Origin of the sequence: Parvibaculum sp. (assembly GCF_019635935.1) — a bacterium.
Taxonomy (GTDB): Bacteria; Pseudomonadota; Alphaproteobacteria; order Parvibaculales; family Parvibaculaceae; genus Parvibaculum.
In genome coordinates, this window is sequence record NZ_JAHBYN010000001.1 from 2689678 (window position 1) to 2715095 (window position 25418).

21 protein-coding genes and 1 tRNA gene are annotated in these 25418 nt (G+C 61.1%); 14 read left to right on the plus strand and 8 right to left on the minus strand.

The features are described 5' to 3' along the window. From leuD to KF719_RS13290, 6 genes are all read left to right on the plus strand, one after another. Positions 1 to 606 carry a 3-isopropylmalate dehydratase small subunit gene (gene leuD, locus KF719_RS13265; protein WP_293509180.1) on the plus strand — a complete coding sequence of 202 codons (606 nt, stop codon included), beginning with the start codon at positions 1 to 3 and terminating at the stop codon, positions 604 to 606. A 122-nt stretch (positions 607 to 728) separates the two neighbouring features. After that, positions 729 to 1838, plus strand: coding sequence for a 3-isopropylmalate dehydrogenase (gene leuB, locus KF719_RS13270; protein ID WP_293509181.1), 1110 nt, complete (start codon positions 729 to 731; stop codon positions 1836 to 1838). Between the two features lie 15 nt (positions 1839 to 1853). Beyond that, a complete protein-coding gene (gene mdeB / locus KF719_RS13275; RefSeq protein ID WP_293509182.1) occupies positions 1854 to 4541 on the plus strand; it encodes an alpha-ketoglutarate dehydrogenase in 2688 nt (895 codons plus the stop codon). A 48-nt stretch (positions 4542 to 4589) separates the two neighbouring features. Continuing rightward, positions 4590 to 5858, plus strand: coding sequence for a dihydrolipoyllysine-residue acetyltransferase (gene aceF / locus KF719_RS13280; RefSeq protein WP_293509183.1), 1269 nt, complete (start codon positions 4590 to 4592; stop codon positions 5856 to 5858). Between the two features lie 11 nt (positions 5859 to 5869). Continuing rightward, complete coding sequence (gene lpdA, locus KF719_RS13285) at positions 5870 to 7321, plus strand: dihydrolipoyl dehydrogenase (protein WP_293509184.1); 1452 nt, start codon at positions 5870 to 5872, stop codon at positions 7319 to 7321. Further along, complete coding sequence (locus KF719_RS13290) at positions 7321 to 7731, plus strand: MerR family transcriptional regulator (protein ID WP_293509185.1); 411 nt, start codon at positions 7321 to 7323, stop codon at positions 7729 to 7731. Before lpdA ends, KF719_RS13290 begins: the two co-directional genes overlap by 1 nt. On the opposite strand, the gene KF719_RS13295 is transcribed toward KF719_RS13290, so the two are convergent. Continuing rightward, entirely contained in the window at positions 7721 to 9520 is a 1800-nt protein-coding gene (locus tag KF719_RS13295) for a sigma-54-dependent Fis family transcriptional regulator (protein ID WP_293509186.1), read from the minus strand. The two genes, KF719_RS13290 and KF719_RS13295, sit on opposite strands and share 11 nt — an antisense overlap. A 252-nt stretch (positions 9521 to 9772) precedes the next feature. On the opposite strand from KF719_RS13295, the gene KF719_RS13300 reads away from it, so the two are divergent. Further along, entirely contained in the window at positions 9773 to 10237 is a 465-nt protein-coding gene (locus tag KF719_RS13300; protein WP_293509187.1) for a hypothetical protein, read from the plus strand. Positions 10238 to 10969: 732 nt separating this feature from the next. Here KF719_RS13300 and KF719_RS13305 read toward each other — a convergent pair. From KF719_RS13305 to KF719_RS13315, 3 genes are all read right to left on the minus strand, one after another. Next, complete coding sequence (locus KF719_RS13305; RefSeq protein WP_293509188.1) at positions 10970 to 11755, minus strand: SDR family NAD(P)-dependent oxidoreductase; 786 nt, start codon at positions 11753 to 11755, stop codon at positions 10970 to 10972. A gap of 86 nt (positions 11756 to 11841) precedes the next feature. Beyond that, entirely contained in the window at positions 11842 to 12201 is a 360-nt protein-coding gene (locus KF719_RS13310) for a hypothetical protein (RefSeq protein WP_293509189.1), read from the minus strand. Between the two features lie 106 nt (positions 12202 to 12307). Then, the gene (locus tag KF719_RS13315; RefSeq protein WP_293509190.1) at positions 12308 to 12559 is read right to left on the minus strand and encodes a DUF6460 domain-containing protein; all 252 of its coding nucleotides are present in this window, start codon (positions 12557 to 12559) and stop codon (positions 12308 to 12310) included. Positions 12560 to 12719: 160 nt separating this feature from the next. On the opposite strand from KF719_RS13315, the gene KF719_RS13320 reads away from it, so the two are divergent. Continuing rightward, positions 12720 to 13217, plus strand: coding sequence for a cupin domain-containing protein (locus KF719_RS13320; RefSeq protein ID WP_293509191.1), 498 nt, complete (start codon positions 12720 to 12722; stop codon positions 13215 to 13217). A 6-nt stretch (positions 13218 to 13223) separates the two neighbouring features. Here KF719_RS13320 and KF719_RS13325 read toward each other — a convergent pair whose 3' ends face one another. Then, positions 13224 to 15251, minus strand: a complete 2028-nt coding sequence (locus tag KF719_RS13325) for an AsmA family protein (RefSeq protein WP_293509192.1) — start codon at positions 15249 to 15251, stop codon at positions 13224 to 13226. A gap of 553 nt (positions 15252 to 15804) precedes the next feature. On the opposite strand from KF719_RS13325, the gene KF719_RS13330 reads away from it, so the two are divergent. Then, positions 15805 to 17601, plus strand: coding sequence for an ABC transporter ATP-binding protein (locus KF719_RS13330; protein WP_293509193.1), 1797 nt, complete (start codon positions 15805 to 15807; stop codon positions 17599 to 17601). 35 nt (positions 17602 to 17636) lie between these two features. On the opposite strand, the gene KF719_RS13335 is transcribed toward KF719_RS13330, so the two are convergent. Then, positions 17637 to 18566 carry an alpha/beta hydrolase gene (locus KF719_RS13335; protein WP_293509194.1) on the minus strand — a complete coding sequence of 310 codons (930 nt, stop codon included), beginning with the start codon at positions 18564 to 18566 and terminating at the stop codon, positions 17637 to 17639. A 161-nt stretch (positions 18567 to 18727) separates the two neighbouring features. Here KF719_RS13335 and KF719_RS13340 point away from each other — a divergent pair, with 161 nt between their 5' ends. The 3 genes from KF719_RS13340 (at position 18728) to KF719_RS13350 (ending at position 21484) form a co-directional block, all read left to right on the plus strand. Continuing rightward, entirely contained in the window at positions 18728 to 20101 is a 1374-nt protein-coding gene (locus tag KF719_RS13340) for a sodium-dependent transporter (protein WP_293509195.1), read from the plus strand. Between the two features lie 101 nt (positions 20102 to 20202). Further along, positions 20203 to 20279: transfer RNA gene (locus KF719_RS13345), tRNA-His, on the plus strand. Between the two features lie 113 nt (positions 20280 to 20392). Beyond that, positions 20393 to 21484, plus strand: coding sequence for a haloalkane dehalogenase (locus KF719_RS13350; RefSeq protein WP_293509196.1), 1092 nt, complete (start codon positions 20393 to 20395; stop codon positions 21482 to 21484). A gap of 31 nt (positions 21485 to 21515) precedes the next feature. Here KF719_RS13350 and KF719_RS13355 read toward each other — a convergent pair whose 3' ends face one another. Both KF719_RS13355 and KF719_RS13360 read right to left on the minus strand, forming a co-directional pair. Beyond that, positions 21516 to 22049: a PAS domain-containing protein gene (locus KF719_RS13355; protein WP_293509197.1), complete on the minus strand. Its 534-nt coding sequence runs from the start codon at positions 22047 to 22049 to the stop codon at positions 21516 to 21518. Between the two features lie 122 nt (positions 22050 to 22171). After that, positions 22172 to 22705, minus strand: a complete 534-nt coding sequence (locus KF719_RS13360) for a PAS domain-containing protein (protein WP_293509198.1) — start codon at positions 22703 to 22705, stop codon at positions 22172 to 22174. 173 nt (positions 22706 to 22878) lie between these two features. On the opposite strand from KF719_RS13360, the gene KF719_RS13365 reads away from it, so the two are divergent. Next, a complete protein-coding gene (locus KF719_RS13365) occupies positions 22879 to 23544 on the plus strand; it encodes a glutathione S-transferase family protein (protein WP_293509199.1) in 666 nt (221 codons plus the stop codon). 106 nt (positions 23545 to 23650) lie between these two features. Further along, complete coding sequence (locus KF719_RS13370; RefSeq protein WP_293509200.1) at positions 23651 to 25405, plus strand: class I adenylate-forming enzyme family protein; 1755 nt, start codon at positions 23651 to 23653, stop codon at positions 25403 to 25405. Positions 25406 to 25418 lie beyond the last annotated feature (13 nt).

A 25418-nucleotide genomic window follows, 5' to 3' on the forward strand; every position in this document is an offset into this window, starting at 1 on the left:
ATGGACAGGTTCAACAAGCTGATGGGGGTTGCGGCGCCGCTGCCAATGATCAATGTCGATACCGACATGCTCATTCCGAAGCAATTCATGAAAACGATCAAGCGCACGGGCCTCGGGAAAAGCCTGTTTCTCGATATGCGTTACGACGACAAGGGCAAGGAGAAGCCGGATTTCGTATTGAACAAGCCCGCTTATCGTCATGCGAAAATTCTCGTCACCGGTGACAACTTCGGATGTGGCTCGTCGCGCGAACATGCGCCCTGGGCACTCCTGGATTTCGGCATTCGCTGCGTCATCGCACCGAGCTTTGCCGACATCTTCTACAACAACTGCTTCCAGAACGGCATTCTGCCGATCATGTTGCCACAGTCGGAAGTCGACAAGCTGATGGACGATGCCGAGCGTGGTCAGAACGCCATCGTCGCCATCGACCTTTCAGCCCAGGAAATTCGTAGGCCGGATGGTGGCGTCATCGCCTTCGACATTGATCCCTTCCGCAAGCATTGCTTGCTCGAAGGCTTGGACGGCGTGGGTTTGACGCTGAAGAAGGAAGACAAGATTTCCGACTATGAGTTCCGCCACAAGATGAAACAGCCCTGGCTTTGAGTTCGTGCTTTTGAGACGCGTGACAAGCTCGCGCTCCGCAGCATGAGATAATTCTGCTGAAGTCCTCATCCGGGGGAGCCGCGAAACGGTGTCTCGGAGGACGGTGAACCGAAGAAGAGAAAATGAGCACAAAGAAAATCTTGATTGTCGCCGGCGACGGTATTGGTCCGGAAGTGATGGGCCAGGTTGAGCGCGTTATTGGCTGGTTTGCCAAGCACCGTGATTTCTCCGTGAGCCTGGAACACGAGCTCGCCGGAGGCTGCTGCTACGACGTACATGGCGTCGCCATAACTGATACGACGATGGAAAAGGCTATGAAAGCCGATGCCGTGTTCCTTGGCGCGGTCGGTGGGCCTCAATGGGACCATGTTCCCTATGAAGTGCGCCCGGAAGCAGCTCTTCTCCGTCTGCGTAAGGATCTCGAACTCTTCGCAAACCTGCGTCCCGCACTTTGTTTTGCGGCGCTCGCCGACGCCTCATCGTTGAAGCGCGAGCTGGTTGAAGGTCTAGACATCATGATTGTGCGGGAGCTTACAGGCGGCGTTTATTTCGGTGAGCCGAAAATGATCGAAGACATAGGGAACGGCGAACGTCGCGGTGTTGACACGCAGGTCTATACGACCAGCGAAATCCGCCGCATCGCCGAGGTTGCTTTCGAACTCGCTCGAAAGCGTAGTGGTCACGTTACTTCGGTCGAAAAACGCAATGTAATGCGGACGGGCGTACTTTGGTATGAGGACGTTTCCAGACTGCGTGCCGAGCGCTATCCGGATGTCAAGCTCGAACACATGCTCGCCGACAATTGCTGTATGCAGCTTGTCCGCGACCCCAAGCAATTCGACGTCATCGTCACCGACAATCTTTTTGGCGACATGCTGTCCGACGTCGCATCGATGCTGACGGGCTCACTCGGCATGCTGCCGTCGGCCTCTCTCGGTGCGAAGGACTCGAGCGGCAGGGCGAGGGCGATGTATGAGCCAGTGCATGGAACCGCCCCCGACATAGCGGGAAAAGGGATAGCGAACCCAATTGCCTCGATCCTCTCCTTTGCAATGGCCTTGCGCTACACATTTGAGCGTGGTCAATGCGCCGATCTTCTGGAAAAGGCCGTCGACGCTACGCTGGCAAAGGGTCTGCGCACCGGCGACATCATGCAGGCGGGCATGACAAAGGTAGGCACCGTACAGATGGGCGACGCAATCCTCGCCGAACTTACACAACTGAACGGGTAGTGGTGAGAATGCAGCATGGGTGAGAAGTCTGTCTTCCCCACCGTCTATACGACGGTGCCCGATGCAGATCCTTTGGAAACAAAGGAGTGGCGGGAGGCGCTGCAAGCCGTTATCCGCGCCGGCGGCGAAGAGCGAGGGCGTTTCCTGCTGCAGCAGCTCGAAGATGAAGCGCGTAATCTCGGCATCGCGGGCTACGGGCAGCCTTACTCGGCCTATCGGAACACCATTCCACTGAATAAACAGGGCTCTTATCCGGGTGACCTCGATCTGGAAGAGCGCATCATCGGCATCATTCGCTGGAACGCACTTGCCATGGTGGCTCGGGCGAACCAGGCCTATGGCGAACTCGGCGGTCATATTGCGAGCTATGCGTCGGCTGCCGAAATATTCGAAGTGGGTTTCAACCATTTCTTTCGCGGAGATGAGGCAGAGCAGGGAGCGGACCTCGTTTATTTCCAGCCTCATTCGGCGCCAGGCATCTACGCCCGCGCCTTTCTGGAAGGCCGCTTGAGCGAAGAGCTTCTCGCCAACTACCGGCGGGAAACGCGTGGCGAAGGTCTTGCTTCTTATCCGCATCCATGGCTGATGTCGGATTTTTGGCAATTTCCTACGGGATCGATGGGCCTCGGTCCGATCAGCGCCATCTATCAGGCGCGCTTCATGCGTTATCTGGAAGACAGAAATCTCACTGCCACGGACCGGCGTCACGTTTGGGGAACATTCGGTGATGGTGAGATGGACGAACCGGAATCGATTGGTGCGCTGACGCTTGCCGCACGAGAGAAACTCGATAACCTTACCTTCATTATCAACTGCAATCTTCAGCGCCTCGACGGCCCCGTGCGAGGCAACGGACAGATCATCCAGGAACTCGAATCCCTGTTCACAGGTGCGGGCTGGAATGTAATCAAGGTGTTATGGGGATCGGACTGGGACGCGCTCTTCTCGCGCGATGCCAGCAACGCCTTGTTGCGCCGCTTTGCGTCGACCGTGGACGGCAAGTACCAGACCCTTGGCGCGAAAGACGGTGCTTATAACCTGAAGAATTTCTTCAATGAAGATCCGGAACTGCGCGCGCTCGCCGCGCATATGACGGATGCGGAAGTGGATGCGTTAAAACGCGGCGGCCACGACATGCGCAAGTTGCATGCGGCCTTCGCCGCCGCGCGCGATCATCGCGGTGGGCCGACGGTCATTCTCGCCAAGACCAAAAAAGGTTACGGCATGGGGGGTGCAGGCGAATCACGCATGACCGCGCATCAGACGAAGAAGCTCGATATCGACGGATTGAAAATTTTCCGTGATCGCTTCCGTCTACCGCTAAGCGATGACGACCTCGCGCATTTGCGTTTCTACAAACCTGCCGAGGACAGTCCAGAACTTATCTATCTGCGCCGCCGCCGTTCCGTGCTTGGTGGCAATTTGCCCGTACGACGTCGCAAGGCGGAACCGCTGCCGGTGCCACCCCTCTCCGACTATGCGCAATTTGCATTGCAGGCTGACGGGAAGGAAATGTCGACCACGATGGCGGCCGTGCGCATGCTCGGCGGTCTATTGAAAGACAGGGTACTGGGCCCGCGCGTCGTACCGATCGTCGCCGACGAAGCGCGCACCTTCGGCATGGCGAACCTCTTCCGTCAGGTCGGTATCTATTCGCCAGTCGGACAGCTCTATGAGCCGGAAGATGCTGGTTCGATGCTCTACTACAGGGAGGCGAAAGACGGTCAGATTCTGGAAGAGGGCATTACCGAGGCTGGCGCCATCTCGTCATGGGTGGCTGCCGCGACTTCCTACAGCGTGCATGGTCTGCCAATGCTGCCCTTCTATATCTATTATTCGATGTTCGGATTTCAGCGTGTCGGCGATCTGATCTGGGCGGCAGCGGATCAACGAGCGCGCGGCTTCCTGTTTGGTGCCACCGCTGGACGCACGACGCTGAGTGGCGAAGGTCTTCAGCATCAGGATGGACACAGCCATATGGCGGCCGCGGGTATTCCTAACTGCCGCGCCTATGACCCGGCTTTCGCCTGCGAACTCGCCGTCATCATGGACCACGGCATGAGGCAAATGTTGGAGGGGCAAGAAGACGTTTTCTACTACGTCACCTTGATGAACGAGAACTATGCTCAGCCCTCGCTGCCTGAGGGCGTCGCGAGCGACATCATAAAAGGTATGTATCGCTTCGGTAGTCGGAAGGTACCCCAGTCAAAGGCCAAGGTGCGTCTGCTTGGGTCCGGCGCCATACTGATGGAAGTGATCGCAGCAGCGGAGCTACTTGCGGAGGACTGGCAGATCGAAAGCGAGATCTGGAGCGTGACAAGCTTCAGCGAGCTTGCCCGTGACGCGCGCGACTCCGAACGCTGGAACCGGCTGCATCCGAATGACAAGCCGCATCGTAGCCATCTTGAAACATGCCTCGCAGGCGAAGCGCCGGTTGTGGCTGCGACAGATTACATTCGCGCCTATCCCCAGCTTGTCGCCACCTATCTCGAGGGGCGCTACGTGACGCTCGGCACCGACGGCTTTGGGCGCAGCGACACGCGCACCGCCTTGCGGGGCTTTTTTGAAGTGGATCGCCATCACGTGGTGCTGGCCGCCCTGCAAGCGCTGGTGCAGGAAGGCACACTTCCGCAGAAAGCACTAGCCACAGCCATCCGGCGTTACGGAATCGATCCCGATTCTCCCGCGCCATGGACAGTTTGATCTGGAAGCCATAGTGAATATCCGGTGTCTGCTGAATGGAATTGCAAGATGAGCACGACAAGAGAGGTGACGGTTCCAGATGTCGGCGATTTCAAGAACATCCCGGTGATCGAAATTCTGGTGAAGCCCGGCGATATCGTGAAAGTTGACGACCCCTTGATGACGCTTGAAAGCGACAAGGCGACGATGGAAGTACCTGCGCCGTTCGCTGGCACGGTGAAAGAGCTAATGGTCGCTATTGGCGCAAAGGTCAGCGAGGGAACACTCATTGCGATAGTCGAGGAGATAGATGAGGCCACACCGGTCGTCACGGTCGAGAAAGTGATTGCGGAGCCTCCACTCTTGTCTCCAGCGACATCGCAAGTTCTTTCAGCTCCGGCCCCCGTGCCCACACCAGCGCCGCCGCCTGAAATACATCTACCGGCCCATGCAAGTCCCTCCCTGCGCCGTTTTGCCCGTGAACTTGGCGTCGATATCGACCGGGTTATCGGCACAGGTCCAAAGGGACGCATTCAACGCGAAGACGTGTTGGTCCATGTCAAACAGCACATGCGGCACGACACTGAAGCCGGCGGGGGGGGAGGCCTCGACCTTTTGCCTTGGCCGCAGATCGACTTCGCGAAATTCGGCGACGTCGAACGTATGCCTCTGTCCCGTCTGCGCAAGATTTCCGGCCCAAATCTCGCCCGCAACTGGGTGATGATCCCGCATGTGACAAACTTTGATGAAGCGGATGTCACCGATCTCGAGACATTCCGTCTGAAGGTCAACAAGGAGAATGCCGACGCCGGGATCAAGGTCACGATGCTGGCCTTCCTGATCAAAGCAGCCGTGTCGACGCTCAAGGCATTTCCTGAGTTTAACTCTTCGCTTGAAGGCGAGGAACTTGTGCTCAAGCGCTATTACCACATGGGTTTTGCGGCGGATACGCCTAACGGTCTCGTCGTGCCGGTGATCAGAGATGCGGATAAAAAAGGTGTTCTCGAAATCGCGTCCGAAATGGCAGCGCTGGCGCGTGGCGCGCGCGACGGGAAACTGAAGGCCACCGATATGCAAGGCGGTTGCTTTTCCATTTCTTCGTTGGGCGGCATTGGCGGAACGGGCTTCACCCCCATTGTCAACGCGCCGGAGGTGGCAATTCTCGGCGCTGCCAAGGCGGAGATGAAGCCTCTCTGGAACGGCAGCGAGTTCCGTCCTCGGCTCGTTCTTCCATTGAGCCTGTCCTGGGATCATCGCGTGGTTGATGGCGCCGCAGCAGGGCGCTTCCTTCATCACCTCGTTGGCTTGCTCGGCGATTTCCGCCGCATTCTTCTGTGAGCGCGCAGGTTATGAGCGATATGGAATGCGATCTGGTTGTACTCGGCGCTGGTCCCGGCGGCTATTCGGCTGCCTTCCGCGCCGCTGACCTCGGATTGAGGGTGGTGCTGGTCGAGCGCTATTCGACGCTGGGCGGTGTTTGCCTGAACGTCGGTTGCATTCCGTCTAAGGCCTTGCTGCATGTCGCCGCCGTCGCCGAAGGAACCGCAGCGCTTGCGTCACACGGCTTTGCATTTGGAAGGCCGCAGGTTGATCTTGGCAAGCTTCGAAATTGGAGGGACAAGGTTGTCGGAAAGCTCACCGGTGGCCTTGCCGGCATGGCCCGCTCGCGCAAAGTCGATGTTGTGCGTGGCGTCGGCGTCTTTGTCGATGCTTATCATCTGGAGGTTGCGCTGACCGCTGGTGACCGAGCTGCGGAAGTGGCCGAGAAAAGAACGGTATGTTTCAAGCATTGCATAATTGCCGTCGGGTCGCGAGCGGTGCGGCTGCCTTTCCTGCCGGATGATCCCCGCATCGTTTCCTCGACGGGCGCGCTGGCTTTGCGTGAAGTGCCAGCGCGCATGTTGGTGATCGGTGGCGGCATTGTCGGTCTCGAAATGGCGACCATCTATTCAGCTCTCGGCGCCCGCATCGACGTTGTCGAGGCGCTTGACGGCTTGATGCAAGGGCCCGACAGGGATCTCGTGAAGATATGGGAGAAGAGAAACACCCATCGTTTCGATCGGATCATGCTTCGAACGAAAGCTATCTCGGCGACGGCGAAGCCGGATGGCATCTGGGTGAGCTTTGCGGGTGACGCGGCACCAACCGAGCCTGAGCGATATGACCTCGTTCTGGAATCTATGGGCCGCGTTCCAAATGGCGACCGGATCGGTGCAGACAAAGCAGGAGTGGTCTTATCGGACAAGGGCTTCATCCCGGTGGATAGGCAGATGCGCACCAATGTTCCGCACATTTTCGCGGTGGGCGATGTCGCTGATACGCCGATGCTCGCCCATAAGGCCGTGCATCAAGCGCATGTTGCCGCTGAAGTGGCAGCTGGCCGCGAGAGTTTCTTCGACACCCGCGCAATCCCGAGCGTCGCTTACACAGATCCTGAATTAGCATGGGTGGGGCTGACCGAAGATGATGCGATGAAGCAAAACATCGCGATCAGCGTCGGCAGGTTCCCTTGGGCCGCATCAGGCCGGGCGATTGTGAACGGTTGCGATGACGGGGTCACCAAGCTGATTTTCGGCAAGGAGAGCGGACGTCTGGTCGGTGGAGGCATCGTCGGACCCCATGCCGGCGACATGCTGGGTGAAATTGTTCTGGCGATAGAGATGGGCGCCGACGCAATCGACATAGGCAAAACCGTACATCCTCATCCAACTCTGGGTGAAACGATCGGTATGGCAGCGGAGGTCTATGAAGGCATATGTACCGATCTGCCACCTCAGCGGAATAAATCCGAGGTCCTATAATGCTTCCGAACAGCCAAAACTCTTTCACCGTGCGGGAAATGGCGCTTGCCGTCGGAAAGACGGAAAGAACAGTCCGTTTTTATGAGGAAAAGGGAATAATCGGTGGGGAAAAGCATGGGGGAAGACGCTACTACGACGGAAATAGCCTGCAGCGCCTTCGCTTCGCGCTTCACGCCAAAGAGGCGGGTTTTCTTCTGAATGAGATAAGGACGCTTCTCGATCTCTGTGAACGGTCGGCCAAGCATGAACGGCTATCTGTTGTCTTACAGGAATGCCGAAAGAAATCGAATGAGTTGATAAAGCAAAAAGCTGAGATTGAACGTCAAATACGCGGATTGAGCAGGTGGATAGAGCGATTCGAATTTCTGAAGCCGGGAGAAGCTCTTCGAAGCGCAAACCTCAATCGCTAAGCTTCTTGATCCGATAATCAAGTTGCGAGCGCGTGATTCCAAGTAGAGAAGCAGCTCTGGAGACATTGCCACCGGTTTTCTCAACGGCCGCTCGCACCAGCGCATTTTCGACATCGAAAAGTGCAACGCCGTCTCGTAGCATTCGCGCAGCCCAGCCGTCGATGTCTACATTGTCGGCAAAAAGCTCGCTTGCGTCCAGCGGCTCGGACTTCAGCATTGCCAATCCTTGAGCATTGGATGTGATTGCATTTTCGGTTTTGAAGTCGTCGTGGATGGTGAACAGGTGATAGATGTCCAGCGGCTGTCCTTCCTCGGCGAGAATAAGACCACGCTCGATGACATTTTCCAGCTCGCGGATATTGCCGGGCCACGGGTGGTTGAGAATTGCCTGAAGCGCCCGGTCCGTGACGCCAACGACAGCGCGGCCGTGACGCTTCGAGAACTTATGTAGGCTGTACTCGAGTAGGACGGGGATATCGTCCTGTCTTTCCCGGAGCGGCGGAATAACGATTGGAAATACATTCAAGCGATAAAAGAGATCCTCGCGGAAACGTCCCTGCCTGATGGCATCACTCAAATTTTCGTTGGTGGCGGCGAGAATGCGCACATCGACCGTGCGGGTCTTGTTGCTGCCGAGATGTTCCATTTCGCCTGTCTGCAACACGCGAAGCAGTTTTCCCTGGGCGATAGGCGTGAGCGCGGCCACTTCGTCGAGGAAGAGCGTACCGCCATCGGCCACTTCGAAACGCCCAAACCTTGTTTCCGATGCGCCGGTATAGGCACCGCGCTCGACGCCGAACAATTCAGCTTCGATCAGCTGTTCGGGAATTGCCGCGCAGTTGATCTGTATGAAGGGTTTTTGAGAGCGCGGGCTGCGTTTGTGAACCTCTTGGGCGAGCAAGCTCTTTCCGACGCCACTTTCTCCCAGAAGGAGAACGCTCGCGCGGGTGGATGCGACGCGATTGATCTTGTGCAGCGTTGTGTTGAACGCGACCGAGGCGCCTACGGGTTTGTCGGCATCGACCTGGCCGATATTCTTGTCGATCTTTGTTTGTTGACCAGTCGGCCTCACGCGCGGAATGCTCACGGCGAAGCTCGATGATCGCCTTTCAACCGGCTGAGCGGTCAGATATTTGAGGTCGAGTTCCGGATTGTCCCAATCTTCAGCGGATTTTGCGAAACCGCGGCAGTGTGTATGTCCCATGGCGCGGCACTCGACCTCTCGCACCAGAATGCGTTTTCCCATGAAAGAACTCGCATAACCCGAAGCATATCCTACCTCTCTCCAGCAAGCGGGAACCGAACCGATACCGTGAATGGCGATATGTGCATCTGCCTCCGCTGAGTCCTTCCAAACAAATTCGCTGTAATGGAGACCTGTTTCGCTATCCATCGCGAATTCGAGGATGTCGGCGACAACGAAGCCTTCGAGCGCGTGAAGTTGCGGTCCGACCATGAAGGTATCGAAAGGCGAATGCGTAGGCCGCATGGTTCGGGCGAGAGCCGCGTCTCGCGAGCCTGCGAGGTACCCCATGCGAGTTATGAGGCCCCGGGCAGCTTCAATTCCGAGGGTCTCGATCAACTCATGGCGGAGCGCACCGAAAACCTCGTTGTGCACGAGTATCATCCGCTGGTCGCTCAACCAGATGCGACCTTCCTGGGGAGAGAAACGAAGCTGCTCGACGAGGTCCAGCAATTCCGGCAGCGGCGGGTTGGTAAGAAAATTCGCGCTGGAGATGGGCGCCGTTCCCTCGCGCCCGGGCTCCGGACGCTTGTTGCCTCTGGGCATTGTTCCGTCCTGTGCATTTCATAGATTTATGAAGTCATCTTACATAATTTCGTGAAATTTATGAAATCTCTTCAAACGCAAGCAACGCAACAATGCGTGGCAAATGTTCGTTGAAAGCGCAGAAAACCTCTTATCTCAGTGCTTTTTTGGCTTTGCGGTCGCGTGCGTATCCAGCCGCGACCGATGTGGCTTGCCGCTTGCACTCTCCCTCACGAGCCGACGGGAGATCGGTAGATATGAGAGGGAAATGCCATGCAAGATCTTGCGATGGATCCCGCGGCTTTTCGAAGCCGGATGCGTCGATTGGCGAGCGCGCGAACTGCCATTCTGCTGCAAGGGGAGCAGATCGGGGGGGATCTCGCGTTCTCCGCTATGACGGCAGGATGCGCGGTGACGGTCAACCGGCCTTATTTGTTGATGCATGTGTGCAAAAGCGTGGGAATGGGCGCCGCTCTCTCGCCCGGAGAAAATCTCACCGTCAGCTTATTGTTCGGCGAATGCACTATGGATCCGGGAGAATCTTTCGCCACGTTGAAAGAAACAGGGCGGAGAATTGCTTCCTCGAGCGAGATACCGAAGAACACCGACAGCATTGATTTTTTTTACTCTGAACCTGTAGCGAGTTTTAAATGCCGAGTTTTGAGAGTACTTCCCAGTGAAACGCACGACATATTCCTCTGTTTAGTTCTCGACGTCGCCGACAGGCCGGTACCTTGAGAAGTTGGCTTCCGCTCTTCTCGCCGCCTGCATCCAAGTTCTCCTTGTCGTAGGCATTTATTAAGGCGTCGCAAAAAGCCATTGCACGTGTAACTCCACCTGCAAAACCGTCAAGGGATGCCCCGACAGGTTTTTCGAAGGCAGTGTGAAATGGACGGGGGTGATCCTGCAGTTGATACTTGGATGATAGAAACGCAGTGCGTTATAGGCTTAGGTGATGACACAGGGATGAATCTCATCGCTCGCAACGACAGCACCGTAAGTCATCTTCGGACTCAACTTCAGATTTGACGAAAGCCGTCGAGAGCATGACCCTCAAGTCACGTTTGGACTGTCATTGGTCGCTTGCCGAAGGACTCTAAGGTCGCGACGATCACACGCGGTACGGTGAGCATCCTTTTCTACTGCAATGACGAGCATACTTGTGTCCGGCAGGTAGCCGCGAGCGCGACGACGCTCCATATCATCGACCCAGCGACAAGTGTGAGCCTCAAGAAGGTGATAGGCTCGGGCGGCTCTGTGCAAACGCAGCATGACACCGCACCCCAACGAAGCTCATCGCCCAATATAAGCTCCCACCACTAAACATATGCACACGTCAAGGCGCAGGAAAATGCTGGTACCCGCGCTGGCCTGAAAAACACGTCTTCCCAAAAACGTGAATCCGATCAGATAGATAGCTCTCGCCGGTTCTCCGCCCCTGGGCACCACTCCCCGCCGAAATCCGGAAACTCAGCGCCGTCCCGCGAACGGATGCGTGCTGGACAGTCCGCCATCGACGGCAATCGCCTGCCCGTTGACATAGGAGGCGTCGTCGCTCGCAAGGAAGAGCGCCGCATGGGCGATTTCCGGCGGTAATCCGTAACGCTTCATCGGATTGAGCTGGCCGATCTTGTCGTCGCTGCCGCGCGCCCTTGCGCCGTCGAAAATCGGCTTCGTCATGCCGGTCTCGATCAGGCCCGGACAGATTGCGTTGACGCGCACGCCCGAGCCGTAAAACTCGTTGGCCACTGTCTGCACGAGACTGATGACGCCGGCCTTGCTGGCGCTGTAGGCGGTGGCGCCGGCATTGGCGCGCAGGCCCGCGACCGAGGCCGTGCAAATGATCGAGCCCTTGCCTTGGGCGAGCATGTGCGGGCTTGCATATTTGATCGCGAGAAACGGGCCGATCAGATTGACGGCCAGAATTTGCTGCCAGTAGGGAACGGTCTGCTCCTGCAGCGGCACAAGCCCGCCGCTGATCCCGGCATTGGCAAAGAGCACATCGACGCCGCCATGCTGGTCGACGCTGTGCTGGACGAATGCCTTGACCGCATTTTCGTCGCTGACATCGGCCGCGACGGATGAAACCGTGCCGCCATCCTTGCGGATCATCTCGGCCGTCTCGTCGACGGCTGCTTCCACGAGATCGACGGCGACGACCTTGGCGCCCTCCGCCGCAAAGAGACGGGCGCTGGCGCGGCCGATGCCGCTCCCAGCGCCCGTGACGATTGCGCGTTTTCCCGAAAGTCGTCCCATGATCGCTTCTCCTTCGAATCGCCGGATTTCGTTTCGGCGACTCTAGTGAAAGCGGCCGTCAGGGAACAGACGGAAACGGCGTTGGATCAGAAGTCCTTGCCGGCCGTGACCGTCCACGCGACGTTGCCCTGCTCGCCCTCGATGGTGCCCGAGCCGCCAACGGCCGGTGCTTCCTCGATCGGCTGCGTGCAGTTCTCGGGCGCTTCGCCCATCGTCGTGCAGATCGTGTTGTCGGAGACGCGCCAGCTGCCGCCGATCTCCGAGCCGTCCGCCGCCTTGACGACGATGTTCGACGCATCGGGGTAATAGATCTTGGTCACCGCACCGTCGGCCGCCGTCAGCGTGACGGTATTGCCGACGAGCCCGGCGCCGACATCGGCGGTGGCGGGCGCCGCAAGCGCGATGGCGGAAACGGCCAGAGCCGCGGCAAAAATCGTCTTCTTCATGGATATCCTCCCAAATTATACCCCTGTCCGGCCCGGGAACTTTGTGCCCCGCTGCCGTTAACCAACGGACTCTACATAGCTTGTGCCGTCGTGCAACAGGTGAAGGTCAGCCGCGGAAGCTCGGCGGCTTCAGGAGGAAAATGATCAGCCAGATCGGAATGAGCACCATCGCGCCCAGCAGGAAGTGCGGCAGCGCCCAGCCGATCCCGTCGCGCACAAAGGCAATGACGGCCTCCGGCGTGAAACCGATGTCCTGAAGCACCTGCTCGGCCGAAATGTCGAATGCGTTGAGCAGCGCCCCGACGGCCACCGCCCCGATGAAAAACTTTATCAGCACCGAAAAGGCGTTTTGAATCATGGAGGCGTCGCCCCGGTCCCCGGCGAATCAGTCCCGGACAGTCTAGACGGCGGAGGCGTGAGGCACAAAATTTGAGGCAAACAGGCGCTGTCCGGCTGTCGAAGGGGCCAAATCTCCCCCGGCCGGATAGAATGTCCGTGAACCTGTTGGGAGGCCGCCTGTGACATCGACCGAAGACAAATCGCGGGGCAGGGCCGCCTGCCACCTGACCGCCGCCGAGATCGCGCGGCTGCCGGAACGCGCCAATGTTCACCAGTTCAATGCCAATGCGATCCGCAACACGCGCTCCATCGGCGACCTGCTGGGCTTGTCGGATGTCGGTGTCCATCTGGTCCGCGTCGAGCCCGGCCGCGAAACGACCGAGCATCACTTCCACGGTCAGGATGAGGAGTTCCTCTACATCCTCTCCGGCCGCGCCGAGGCGACGATCGGCGAGGAGACGTTCGAGGTCGGGCCGGGCGACTTCATGGCCTTCCCGAAAAATTCGCCGGCCCATTCGATGCGGGTGCCGGAGGGCGTGTCGGAAGACCTCGTCTATCTGATGGGCGGCACGCGCGCGCCCATCGACATCTGCACTTATCCGCGCCTCGGCCGCCGCATGTACCGCGTCGACGGCGTCAAGGAATACGCCGCCCTCGAAGATTTCAGAAAGGTCTGACCGGACCTATCGCCCGAAGAGCTGCTTCAGCGCGTCTTCGGGCCGGGGCCTCGTCGCGGGTTCGGCCGGCGCCTCGTCGCCGCTTGCGCCCTCGGCGGGCGCCTGCTGGGCCGGAGGTTTGCCCATCAGACTGTCGATCAGGCCCTTGCCCTTGTCTTCCTTGATCGACTTGATGGTGCTTTCGATGTTCTCGCGGTTCTGGATCATCGAGGCGAGGTCCGGCGCGAAGCGCGGGTTGGACCACGGCCCCGTAACGAGGATCGGCACCTCGATGCCTTTGACATCCGCCTGTCCGCCCTGTCCTTCAAGCGAGGCCGCAAGCTTCGGCTCGACCCGGTAGTTGAGCGTCTTCGGCGGCATGTTCACGGTGCCCGCGCCGGTCACGCGGATCAGCGGCGACAGCAACCTGAGATCGTCGTTCTTGAGCACGCCATTGGTGATCGTGAAGCTGCCGCCCATCTCGGAGAAATCCGTGTCCTGCGTCCCGCCGGACTGCCAGCCCGACGTTGCCGCGCTGAAAACGCTTCGTGTCAGCTGGGCGAGATTGATGCCCTTGATCTTGCCGTCGGTGAATTTGACGCTGCCATTGCCATTGAGCGCCGACACCATGTCGCGTTGCGAGCGGCCGGCCGCCGTGACGGCGATGTCGATGGCGGTCTTGCCCTGCAACCGCTTGAAATCGGCGGCATCGGTGAGAAAAGGTTCGGCGGCGAGCCCGGCCAGTTTGAAATTGGCGGCGATCTGTGGCGTTGCCGAAGCGCCGTTGACCGTCAGCGTGCCCGAGCCTGCGCCCTGATAGAGATTGAGCCGCGAGAGATTGGCATTGAGCAAACCATTCGCGACCTTGAGCTTGAGCGCGCTCTCGCCGATCTTGATCTGCTGGAAGAGGATTTCCTGTGTCGAGAAGTCGAAATCGGCGTCGATGGCCTTGAGGCCGGAAAGGTCGATGGGCGCGTTGCTCCATTCGCTGTCGCCGGCGCCGCCGGAACCGCCGCCGCCCGCACCCTTGCCGCCATCGGCCAGATAGGTGTTGACGTCGATCCGGTCGACCGCAAGGGCGCCGCGCACATTCGGCCGCGCGCCGCCCGTGTTGACGGTCAGGTTGCCCGTCGCGTTCATGCCGTCGAAGCCGATCTTCGCATCGCTGAAGCGATAGGTGTCGCCGCCGCCGCTCGCCTTGCCGGAAAGCGCAAGTGCGCCGAAACCTTCACCGTCGGGCATCGGACTGCCGGCCCATGCGGCGAGCGCGCGCACCGAACTGACATTGAGGTCGACATCGCCGGCGAACGCGACACCGTCCAGCGCCTTCAGCGTCCCGGCATAGGTGGCGCGGATTTTCGGCGCCGAAAGCGTCAGCGCGACAGGCGTCTCGCCGCCTTCGGTAAAGGCGCGCGGGCGGTCGGCCTTGAGATCGACATCGATCTTGTCGCCGTTCCAGACCAGCGATCCGTCGGCGACGAAGGGTTGGTCGAGGCCGGGAAGGGCAAGGTTCACATTGACCTTTTCGGCGGCGTAATTGGCGCCGGTCTGCGCGTTGACATAGCTGGCGCGTCCGTTGCGGATCGAGATTTCGCCGAGGCTGACTTCGCTGACGCCGATGCCGCCGCCCTCGCTGCCGGTCGTGGCGGGCGCGGCGGCGGCCCGTGCGGTTTCGAATTGCCAGTTGGGGGTGCCGTCGCGCCGCACTTCGAGATGAATGACCGGATCGACCAGCACGAAGCTGTCGATCTCGATCGCGCCGCGGAAAAGCGGCATCAGCTTCAGCGCCGCCCGCATTTCCTGCATCGAGGCCATTTCGCGCTCCTTGCCCCAGCTTGCGTTGGAGAAGCCGACATCGCCGATCGAGACCGCGATATTGGGAAAAAGCGACAGGCCGATATCGCCATCTATCCTCAGGTCGCGGCCTGTCTGCTCCTTCACGGCGGCAGCGATCTGCGCCTTGTAGGTCTCCATTGGAACGAGCATCGGCACGGCGACGGCGACGGCAACCAAAAGCAGGATGAGGCCGACAAGGATGGCGAAAAGACGGGACATGAGTGGCTCCAGGCGGGGGAATTCGGCGGATCGGACCTTGCGAGAATGCGGATCAAATATGGCGGCAACATGATGCGCCGCAAGCCCGTTCTGCGCTGCCGCCCGGCATTGCATCGCACAAAAGCGTGGACCTTTTGCCACACATCGCCCGATTTCGGCCGCTGCGGATTCATCCTTGCACGTCGGATATTTTCATCCGGTGCAAACGGGTGTAGAAAACGGGGGCTGGTCGCGGGCCGTGAGTCGCCCGCCATGTCGGCGCTTATATTGGCCAACCTCGAACGCAACAGGAGGAGCGGAATGCAAGTCGTAGCTGTGCCTTCAAATCCGTGTTTCCTCCCGGGCCGTCGCCGTTAGGCTGAGCGCTGCGCCCGGGTAACCTGCCGGGCATTCTTCCATTCGAAGCGGTTTCGTCCGGCGGCGCCGCGCGCGCCGCCCCGAGGCGTCTTCCAGTGGTCCCGGTTCCAACGTCAACCGGATGCGGCGCCATGCGCGCTTTCCAGCACCTTTTCAGGGATACCGCCTGAGGCTTCGGTCCAGGCGGTCGAAAAAAATGAGCGATCAAGTCACCGCGCGGCGCACCGCCGCGTTCCTGTGGACCTATTGGCGCCGCTACCCCTTCACGGGCGCGGCCCTCATCGTCCTGATGCTTCTGTCCGTCGCCTTCGACGTCGCTTTCCCGATCGTCTCGGGAAGGCTCGTCGATGCGGTCGCGCAAGCCGGCTTCCCGCCGGCCGCCGAGGACGTCGATCTCGCCGTCTTCGCCCTGCTGCTCTTTGTCGGTCAGGGCGTCGGCTTTCATCTCGCCCGCCGCGCCTCGATGCTTGTCTGGGCGGGCTTTGCCGTGCGCGTCATGCGCGACATCGTCACCGAGGCGTTCCACCGCGTACAGCGTTACAGCGCCGAATGGCACTCCAACAGCTTCGCGGGCGCGACGGTGAGACGCATCACGCGCGGCATGTGGGCCTACGACACGCTGGCCGACACGATCTATATCGGCTTCCTGCCGACCGGTTGCGTGCTGATCGGCGTGGTCATCAGTCTGGCCTTCCACTGGCCGCTGGTCGGGCTCTATGTGCTGGCGGGCATCGTTCTCTACTTCGCCCTCACCATCGTCCTGATCAAATATTATGTCGCGCCGAAAAACAGGCTCAACGTCGCCGCCGATAGCGTGGTCGGCGGCGCCATCGCCGATGCGGTCAACTGCAACCCGGTGGTCAAGTCCTTCGGCGGCGAGGAACGGGAGGATGCGCGTCTCGGACGCCTGACGCAGGACTGGGCGCGCAAGGCGGCGCGCGCCTGGCGCGCCATGGACATCGCGATGCTGGCCCAGGTCGGCATCCTGATGGCGTTACAGGCCGGCATGATCGGCCTCGTCATCCTGTTCTGGACGCGCGGGGAAGCGACGCCGGGCGACATTGCCTATGCCATGACGAGTTATCTGCTCATCAATGGTTATCTGCGCGACATCGGCTTCCACATGCAGAACCTGCAGCGCGGCATCAACGAGATCGAGGACGTGATCCGCTATGCCGACACCGCGGCCGAGGATCGCGACGACGAGGGGCTGCCGGCGCTGCGCGTCGACGGCGGGTCGATCCGCTTCGAAAGGGTCGATTTCCGTTACCCGAACGGCAACGGCGCTTTCTATCGCGGCATGTCGCTCGACATCGAGCCGGGCGAGCGCATCGCGCTGGTCGGCCGCTCGGGCAGCGGCAAGTCGACCTTCGTCAAGCTGCTGCAACGGCTCTACGACGCCGATGCTGGCCGCATCCTGATCGACGGTCAGGACATCGCCGGCACGACGCGCGAAAGTCTGCGCCGCGCCATCGCGCTGGTGCCGCAGGAGCCGGTGCTGTTCCACCGCTCGATCGGCGAGAATATCGGCTATGCGAAGCCCGGCGCGAGCCGGGCCGAGATCGAGGAGGCTGCGCGTCTGGCGCATGCGGATGCGTTCATCGAGCGCCTGCCGCTGGGCTACGACACGCTGGTCGGCGAGCGCGGCGTCAAGCTCTCGGGCGGCGAGCGTCAGCGCATTGCGATTGCGCGCGCCTTCCTCGCCGATGCGCCAATCCTGGTGCTCGACGAGGCAACGTCGAGCCTCGATTCCGAAACCGAGGCGCATATCCAGCAGGCGATCGAACGGCTGATGGAAGGCCGCACGACGCTCGTCATCGCGCACCGCTTCTCGACCATCCGCCGGATGGACCGGATCCTGGTGTTCGACGACGGACGGGTCGTGGAGCAGGGCAGCCATGCCGAGTTGATGACGCGCAAGGACGGCGTCTTCCGCCGCATGCAGGCGGCCCAGATCGCGACGAACCGAAATATGTTTGCGGAAAGCGCCTGATCCGGTGGCCATGAGACGGCGCGGCGGACGGTTGTTCAATCGGCGATGAGCAACCGTCCGCCAAGCCCGGCCTGCGGCACGTGCCGGCCCTCGATCCAGGCGCGGACCATCGCGTTGACGGATTCCGGCGCTTCCTGCTGCACCCAATGCGATACCTGCGGCAGGTAGCGGATCGTGAAATCGCTGACGAGTTCGTCCGTGCCGTAGGTCAGTTCCTTGCCGAGCGCCGAATCCTCCTCGCCCCAGATCATCAGCGTCGGCGTTTCGAGCATTGGAGGGTCGGTCCACTCGGCCGGCCGTTCGCCGCGGAAGCTGGCGCGGTAGTAGTTGATCATCGCCGTCATCGCGCCGGGTAACTGCGCGTTCTTGCGATAGTGATCGAGCACCTCGTCGGGAAACCGGCTCTTGTCGACGGCCATGCCGCGGAAGGCCTCGCCGATGGCGCGCGCGTTGCGCGCCAGCAGCAGCTTTTCCGGCAGCCACGGAATCTGGAAGAAGAAGATGTACCAGCTCTTTTTGAGCTGCGCCCAGGTGCGGATGCGCTTGGCCATCAGTGCCGGATGCGGCAGGTTCATCACGATGAAGCGTTCGAGCGGGCGCATCTTTTTCAGCGCGAATGTCCATGCAATGACGCCGCCCCAGTCATGCGCGACCAGCGTTGTCGGACCGGACACGCCGCGCGCCCGCGCCGCATCGATCAACCCGGCGACATCGTCGAGGAGATGCGGCAGCGCGTAAGCCTCGCGTCCCTTCGGCCGCGACGTGCCGCCATAGCCGCGCAGATTGGGCGCCCAGACTGTGTAGCCGAGTTCGGCGAATATCGGCATCTGATGCCGCCACGAATATTTGCTTTCCGGAAAGCCGTGCAGCAGCAGCGCGAGTTTCTCGCCGTCGCCGCAAATATCGACTTCGAAGGCCAGTCCGTTGGCCTCGATATAGGCGGTGCGGATGGGATGGGTGTTCATGCGGGTCTCCCGGTCGGCCGGATGCGCGTTGCGGGCGACTATAGGCGATTCCGCCCGTGTCGCGCGCGTCCGACGCTTGGCGCGGCAGGCCGGCCCGCGCTAGGCTTGGGCCCGCGTCGCTCGGGGCAGGGCGGACATCTGGCAATTGGGGGTTACCGGAAATGACGACACCGTTCGCGCCGCGGCAATGGTCTTCGCGCTTTGCGTTTTTAATGGCAGCCATTGGCAGCGCCGTAGGGCTCGGCAACATCTGGCGCTTTCCATACGTCGCCGGCGAAAATGGCGGCGGCGCCTTCATCCTGATCTACGGCCTGACGATGCTGGCCATCGCGCTGCCAATTCTGGCCGCGGAGATTCTGCTGGGTCGTATGGGCCACAAGAGCCCCATCAACACGATGCGCAAGCTTGTGGCCGAAAACCGGGCCGCGCGGCTCTGGACGCTGATCGGTTGGGGCGGGACCATCGGCGCCTTCGTGGTGCTTTCTTATTATGCGGTGATCGGCGGCTGGGCGCTGAAATATATCGAGTTCGCCATCACCGGCGCATTCGCCGGCGACGACAACGCCGCCACGCTTGCGCATTTCGAAGCTTTCGTCGCCGATCCCTGGGCGTTGATTTTCTGGCAGACGATCTTTCTCGGCTTCACGGTCTTCATCGTCTCCGTCGGCGTGACCTCCGGCATCGAACGCGCCGTCGTCGCGCTGATGCCGCTGCTTTTCCTGTTGATCGCGGGTCTCGCGGTCTACGCCACCACCATGCCGGGCTTCGGCGAAGCGATGCGCTTCATGTTCGATATAAGGCTTTCGGAAGTCACGCCCGCGACCGTGCTCGCAGCCATCGGGCAGGGCTTCTTCTCGGTCTCGATCGCGCTCGGCGCCATGATGACCTATGGCGCCTATCTTGATCGCAGCGTCTCGATCGGGCGCTCCGCCGTCATCATCGCGCTTGCCGACACCGCCATCGCCGTCCTCGCCGGCGTCGCGATCTTCCCGCTGGTCTTCACCTACGGGCTCGAGCCCTCGGCGGGCCCGGGCCTCACCTTCATCACATTGCCCATCGCCTTCGGCACCATTGGCGGCGGCGTGCTGATCGGTTCGGCCTTCTTCCTGCTGCTCTCGATTGCCGCCGTCACCTCGGCGATCTCGCTGCTCGAGCCGGTCGTCGCCTGGGTCGAGGAAGCGGTCGATATGTCGCGCCGCAAGCTCGCTGTCATCGCCGGCATATTGGTCTGGATACTCGGCTTCGGCACGGTCCTCTCCTTCAACCACTGGTCGGATTTCCACCCGTTCGCCCCGCTCGGCATTCTCGCCGGGATGACGGTCTTCGATGTGCTCGACTATGTGGTCCTCAACATCGTGATGCCGACGGTCGGACTGTTGATGTCGCTTTTTGTCGGCTGGGTGCTGACGCGCGAGAAGGTCGAGGAGGCGCTGGGTGTCAGCGGCGCGCGCTGGGTTGGTTTCTGGCGCTTTTCGCTGCGTTTCGTGGCGCCGCTGGGGGTGGTCTCGATCTTTGTCGCCAATGTGCTGATCTAGGCCGATTGCGGCCTTTCTCGGCCCTTGTCATCGGCGTGGCGGCGAATTAAGTTCCCGGCCAATCGCGGGCGCCCCCGTGCGGGCGCCTCCGCTTGATTTGTGCAGCCGTAGCTCAGCTGGTTAGAGCGCTAGATTGTGGATCTAGAGGTCCCCCGTTCGATCCGGGGCGGCTGTACCATTCGTCCCTGTAATACGGTCCTGTCCGAATGCCGGCCCCGGTCGCGGCTTTTCGTTTCGCCGATCCCGCATATTATGACATTATGAATGCCATAACAGGGGAGGGTGAGGCCTATGCCGAACGAGGATTTCGATGCCAGGCCCGCACCGCGGCCGGGCGTCCTGCGAACGCCGGACGCCCGCTTCGAGGGCATTGACAATTTTCCCTGGCCGCCGCGCTACCACGAGGTCGAGCCGGGCCTTTGCATGGCCTATATCGACGCGGGGCCCCGCGACGCCGCGGAGACGCTGCTGCTGCTCCACGGCGAACCCATGTGGGGCTACCTCTACCGGAAAATGATTCCGGTTTTCGAAAAGGCGGGCTTCCGCGTCGTTGTGCCTGACCTGATCGGTTTTGGACGCTCCGACAAACCGGTGGACGGCAAAGCCTATTCCTACAGCAAGCATGTCGGATGGGTGACGAAGCTCATCGAACATCTCGACCTGCGCCGCGTCACGATCTTCGGTCAGGACTGGGGCGGGCTGATCGGCGGCCGGGTACTTGCCGAAAACATCGACCGCTTTTCCCGCGCCGTTTTCTCCAACACCGATTTGCCGGGCACGTCGCAGCCGGGCCTGCCCGGCATGAAGCCGCAGGAACCTCTCGCGCCCGACGCGCTGCAATCGATGCTCGGCATCGACTGGCGCGCGACGCTCGGCGAAAACGACGCCATCGATCCCGGCAAGGTCAATGCTTATGTAAAAAGCGGCGCGCCGCTCTATTTCCTCGCCTGGCGCGTCTACAGCCAGGAAGTCGAAACCTTTTTGCCCTCGCGCATCGTGCCGGGCTGGTGCCTGAAGCCGGTGTCGGCCGCCGCGCGGCGCGCCTACGACGCGCCGTTTCCGAACGAGGACTATGTCGCGGGCGCGCGACGCTTTCCGCTTCTGGTGCCGATCACCGCCGACGATCCGGAGCGGATAAAAAACGACGCCGCATGGCGCGTACTCGAAGGCTGGAACGGTCCCTTGCTGACGCTATGGGGCGATGCCTGCCCGTTCACTTTCACGACGCTGGGGCGCGGATATCGCGAGCGCGTGCCGGGCGCAGCGCTTCCGGGCATCGAACACAAGGTCTTTCCCGCCGGTCACTTCTCGCAGGAAGATGTGGGCGAGGAAATGGCGGAGGAGATGGTTGGTTTCATCCGGAAGTTTCCCGCCGGCGCGTAGCGGGATCGGCGCAGCGAGGCGTTTTCGAAATTCAGTTGCCGTCAGGCGTCGAGGTGACGAAAGCGCCGCCGAAGAGTTGTTCGATTTCGCTGCCGCCCGCCGTCAACGGCATGATCACCGCATGCATGGTCAGAACGGCGCCGGAAGTGAGAACCGGCGCCTTGGGAAAGATCGGCCGCGCCGCGGCAAGCGCGCCGCTTGCAACATCGGTCCACCTCTTTTGAACCTGCTCGGGCGTGAGGTCGGAGCCCGGCGCGGGCTGCATTTCCGAAAAGCGCTGGTCGGTGCGGTCGCAGCCCATCCATGTCGCGAGCTCGCTGCCGAAAAGGCGGAAACGAAAATCGCGGCCGCCATCGATCACCTCGATGATCGCGACCGAAGGCAGCATGCGCACGAATTCGGACGGCAGGATATCGCGCCGGTCGGGCATCGGCCGTTCGCCGCGCTTGCTGTTCCAATAGTTGAAGAGCGCGATCGCGTCGGCATTTTCGGGCGCATCGAGCAGCGATACCGGCGATGCGGTGTCGATCCGGCGAGGCGCACGTTCTGAAACGAATGACGACAAGAGCTTTGCTCCGATAGGTCTCGAGGGCGACCGGGCTCAGTGTCCCACGGGGCGGTTAATGGAATCTAACGGCCGCCGAGACACGTTGGCTGTTGGTCGCTCTCTCGGGGCGTTTACGGCAATCAGTCGGCCGTCGGTACGATGAAAATCGCGCCCAGAATCTGCCCGATCTCCTCGCCGCCGGTTGTGACCGGCAGCAGGAGGGCGTGCATCTCGAGAGGCCCCTCGCCCTCGGTTCGGGCCACCGGCGTCTTCAGCGAGAGCGGGCCGCCGAGTTGCAGCACCGCGTGCATCGACTCGGACCAGCGCTTCCGCATCACCTCGTCCGTGAGCTTCGAGTCGGGCGCCGCCTTCATTTCCGAGAATTTTTCACCCGTTCTGTCGAAACCCGTTACCTTGAAAAGTTCCTCGCCGAACAGGCGGAACCGGAAATCGGCGCCGCCGTCGAGCACTTCGACGATGCCGATATGGGGCAGCAGCCGCCGGAACTCCTCCGGGCGGATATCCGCCCGGTCCGGATGCGCGCGCATACCGCGCTTCGACTCCCAATAGGCAAGGAGATGGCGGAGCTCCGGAAGCGCGGGCGCGTCGAGCAGGGTGACGGTCGCCTCCTTGTCGGGCGATCGCGCGATCTTTCCTGAGATGAATGAGGACACGGGCCTCCTCCTGGCGGAAATGCGCCATCCTTCATTCTGCCACACCGAAGGTTAACAGAATCTGCTTGCCCTGGCCTTGCGCCGGCCGTCGCGGCGGTGTTTGCTGCCGCCACTCACACACCCTGGCATCACGAGGTGCCCGCTGCAGGGCGGGCCGGCGGGAAGGAAACTCCATGACTTTGACCGTTTACGGCGCAAGCCTTTCGCCCTTCGTGCGCAAGGTGCGCGTGTTCCTGGCCGAGAAGGGGCAGGACTACACGCTGGAGCAGGTCAATATTTTCCCGCCGCCGGACTGGTTTCTCGAAATTTCGCCGCTGAAGCGCATTCCGGTGCTGCGCGACGACAGCATCGGCGCGGATGCGACCTTGCCCGACAGCTCGGCGATCTGCGGCTATCTCGAACGCAAGTTCCCGTCGCCCGCGCTTTATCCGGCCGATGCTTTCGCCTATGGCAAGGCGCTCTGGTACGAGGAGTATACCGACAGCGATCTTGCCGGCGCTGTCGGCATGGGCGTCTTCCGCCCGATGGTCGTCAACCGCCTGATGGGCAAGGAACCCGACAAGACGACGGCCGAAAAAACCTTCACCGAAAAGCTGCAGGGAAACTTCGCCTGGCTCGAAAAGGAAATCGGCGCGAAGGCGTTTCTGGCGGGCGATGCCTTTTCCATCGCCGACATTTCGGTCGGGACCCAGTTCGTCAATCTCGCCCATGCCGGCTACCGGCCGGACGCCGCCGCGTTTCCGAACCTGACGCGCTACCTGACTGCGATCCATGTGCGGCCGGGATTTGCCGCCTGCATCGCCGAGGAAACGGCGCTTCTGAAGAAATTCGGCCTCTGAAAGCCAGTGGCGGGCAGCGGGTCGTCTTCAAATCCGCGGCCAAACGCGGTATCTCTAGAACCATAAAAACATATGAGGGCGCACCGCGCCTGCAGGGAGAACGACAATGGCCGACAATGCCGCCAAATGGCCCGCCATGACCATCGAGGAAGCGCATGCCTTCCTGACCGCGCCGGGCTCGCCCTTCGAAATGGAAACGGTCGACATTCGCGGCAACAAGATCCGCACCTACAAGAACACGCCGCCTTCCTTGCGCGCGATTTTCGATCTCGGCCGCGCCTGGGGCGAACGCGAATTCATCGTCTATGAAGACGAGCGCCTGACCTACGAAAGCCACTACCGCGCCGCGACCGCTTTCGGCCGTGTGCTGAGCGAAAAATACGGCGTGAAGAAGGGCGATCGCGTGGCGCTCATCATGCGCAACTTTCCCGAATGGTCGATCGTCTTCTGGGCGGTCGCCGCCATTGGCGGCGTCATCGTGCCGCTGAACGCCTGGGGCACGGGCCCCGAACTCGAGTATGGCGTTTCGGATTCGGGCTCGAAAGTCCTGATCGTCGACCATGAACGTCTCGACCGCATCCGGCCGCATCTGAAGGCGCTCGGGCTCGACGGCCTCGTCGCCGTGCGCACACCGGCCGACGAACTGGGCGTGGCCGAGGCTTTCGAAACGCTGGTCGCGAAACCGCAGGATTACGCAAAGCTGCCGGACGACACGTTGCCCGATCCCGGTGTCCACCCCGACGATGACGCGACGATCTTTTATACCTCCGGCACCACCGGCAAGCCGAAAGGCGCGCTCGGCACGCAGCGCAACATCTGCACCAATCTGATGAACGCGCTGCTCGGCGGCGCCCGCGCCTTCATGCGCCGTGGCGAAATTCCGCCAGCGCCCGATCCGGCCGCACCGCCGCGCATCACGCTGCTGTCGGTGCCGCTTTTCCATGTGACCGGCTGCCACTCGATCCTGGTGTCGACCTATGCGGGCGGCGGCAAGCTCATCATCATCCACAAATGGAATCCCGAAAAGGCGCTCGAGCTGATCGAACGCGAGCGTGTGACCGCGTTCGGCGGCGTACCGGCAATGGTCTGGCAGGTTCTGGAATCGCCCGACTTCCAGACGCGCGACACATCGAGCGTCGAGTCGATCGGCTATGGCGGCGCGCCGTCCGCGCCCGACCTCGTGGCGCGCATCAAGCAGCAGTTTCCGAAAGTGCAGCCGTCGAACGGCTACGGCCTCACCGAAACTTCGGCCATCACGACCCAGAATCTTTCGGAAGACTATATTGCAAAGCCCGACAGCGCCGGTCCCGCCGTGCCGGTCTGCGATATCAAGGTTGTCGATGAGAAGGGCAATGAATTGCCGCGCGGACAGGTCGGCGAGCTCTGGATCAGGGGCCCGAACATCGTGAAGGGCTATTGGAACAAGCCCGAGGCGACCGCCGCCGCGATCACCGAAGGCGGCTGGTTCCACTCGGGCGATCTCGTGCGCATCGACGATGAAGGCTTCGCCTACATTCTCGACCGCGCGAAGGACATGCTGATCCGCGGCGGCGAAAACATTTATTGCGTCGAGGTCGAGGACGCGCTCTACGCGCATCCGGCCGTCATGGACGCCGCCGTCGTCGCCATCCCGCACAAGGTGCTGGGAGAAGAAGTCGGCGCCGTCGTTCAGGTCGCGCCCGGCAAGCAGGTGAGCGAGGAAGAGCTTCGCGCCCATGTCGGCAAGTTGCTCGCCGCCTTCAAGGTGCCGATCAAGATCGAACTCCGGCACGAACCGCTGCCGCGCAATCCGAACGGCAAGATCCTGAAAACGGTTCTGCGCGAAGACATGAAGAAATATGAAGGTTATCGCGCGGCGTGAACCGTGCGCGGGG

Bases quoted from the DNA above. Each gene is read 5' to 3' on its own strand.
- leuD (WP_293509180.1), top strand. From the start codon at position 1: ATGGACAGGTTCAACAAGCTGATGGGGGTTGCGGCGCCGCTGCCAATG.
- KF719_RS13340 (WP_293509195.1), top strand. From the start codon at position 18,728: ATGACGACACCGTTCGCGCCGCGGCAATGGTCTTCGCGCTTTGCGTTT.
- KF719_RS13350 (WP_293509196.1), top strand. From the start codon at position 20,393: ATGCCGAACGAGGATTTCGATGCCAGGCCCGCACCGCGGCCGGGCGTC.
- KF719_RS13365 (WP_293509199.1), top strand. From the start codon at position 22,879: ATGACTTTGACCGTTTACGGCGCAAGCCTTTCGCCCTTCGTGCGCAAG.
- KF719_RS13310 (WP_293509189.1), bottom strand. From the start codon at position 12,201: ATGAAGAAGACGATTTTTGCCGCGGCTCTGGCCGTTTCCGCCATCGCG.
- KF719_RS13305 (WP_293509188.1), bottom strand. From the start codon at position 11,755: ATGGGACGACTTTCGGGAAAACGCGCAATCGTCACGGGCGCTGGGAGC.
- KF719_RS13315 (WP_293509190.1), bottom strand. From the start codon at position 12,559: ATGATTCAAAACGCCTTTTCGGTGCTGATAAAGTTTTTCATCGGGGCG.
- KF719_RS13300 (WP_293509187.1), top strand. From the start codon at position 9,773: ATGCAAGATCTTGCGATGGATCCCGCGGCTTTTCGAAGCCGGATGCGT.
- leuB (WP_293509181.1), top strand. From the start codon at position 729: ATGAGCACAAAGAAAATCTTGATTGTCGCCGGCGACGGTATTGGTCCG.
- lpdA (WP_293509184.1), top strand. From the start codon at position 5,870: ATGAGCGATATGGAATGCGATCTGGTTGTACTCGGCGCTGGTCCCGGC.
- KF719_RS13290 (WP_293509185.1), top strand. From the start codon at position 7,321: ATGCTTCCGAACAGCCAAAACTCTTTCACCGTGCGGGAAATGGCGCTT.
- KF719_RS13295 (WP_293509186.1), bottom strand. From the start codon at position 9,520: ATGCCCAGAGGCAACAAGCGTCCGGAGCCCGGGCGCGAGGGAACGGCG.
- mdeB (WP_293509182.1), top strand. From the start codon at position 1,854: ATGGGTGAGAAGTCTGTCTTCCCCACCGTCTATACGACGGTGCCCGAT.
- KF719_RS13325 (WP_293509192.1), bottom strand. From the start codon at position 15,251: ATGTCCCGTCTTTTCGCCATCCTTGTCGGCCTCATCCTGCTTTTGGTT.
- aceF (WP_293509183.1), top strand. From the start codon at position 4,590: ATGAGCACGACAAGAGAGGTGACGGTTCCAGATGTCGGCGATTTCAAG.
- KF719_RS13370 (WP_293509200.1), top strand. From the start codon at position 23,651: ATGGCCGACAATGCCGCCAAATGGCCCGCCATGACCATCGAGGAAGCG.
- KF719_RS13335 (WP_293509194.1), bottom strand. From the start codon at position 18,566: ATGAACACCCATCCCATCCGCACCGCCTATATCGAGGCCAACGGACTG.
- KF719_RS13330 (WP_293509193.1), top strand. From the start codon at position 15,805: ATGAGCGATCAAGTCACCGCGCGGCGCACCGCCGCGTTCCTGTGGACC.